2 protein-coding genes are annotated in these 500 nt (G+C 39.6%); both read right to left on the bottom strand.

Annotation, left to right across the window (positions count from 1 at the left end):
• Positions 1-123 (bottom strand): CpsB/CapC family capsule biosynthesis tyrosine phosphatase (locus HOLDEFILI_RS20585; RefSeq protein WP_006061389.1); only part of this gene is annotated, 123 nt, incomplete at its 3' end.
• Positions 120-500 (bottom strand): tyrosine-protein kinase family protein (locus HOLDEFILI_RS19985; RefSeq protein ID WP_006061388.1); only part of this gene is annotated, 381 nt, incomplete at its 5' end. The genes HOLDEFILI_RS19985 and HOLDEFILI_RS20585, both read right to left, overlap by 4 nt.

Raw genomic sequence — 500 nt, 5'->3', positions numbered from 1 at the left:
CGGTGTTGTAATCAGTTCTGTGATGCCGTTCTGTTCAGCTTGCTTCAATAAAGAGAGTGATTCTTCCAAGCTTTGACTTCCATCATCCACCCCTGGGATTAAATGACTATGAATATCGATCATTTCTTTTTATCACTCTTTTTCATAATGGATGAAAGGATTGAATTCTTCTTTTTCTTCTGTGTTGTCTTTTTTTGAGTATCGCTATAGCGATAACCATAGCTGTTATAGTATTTTCGCTGAACTGGCATCATGGTCATGACAATTCCAATGACATTCACTTGTGTCTGTTCTAACTGATCTTTAACTCGAAGCAATTCTTTCCGATCATTCCGATTCGAGGCGCAGACTAAGATCGTTCCATCGCAATATGAGGCAGCCACTATTCCATCCGTCACCAATCCAACCGGAGGGCAGTCTAAAAGGATTAAGTCGTATTCTTTCTTTCTCTCCTCGATGAATTCTTTTAAAGCGTTCGATTGGATAAACTCGGAAGCAAA

It is taken from the genome of Holdemania filiformis DSM 12042 (genome assembly GCF_000157995.1).
Classification (GTDB): domain Bacteria; phylum Bacillota_I; class Bacilli_A; order Erysipelotrichales; family Erysipelotrichaceae; genus Holdemania; species Holdemania filiformis.
The sequence above is the reverse complement of the archived record's forward strand: the minus strand, read 5'-3'. Positions and strand labels throughout refer to the sequence as shown.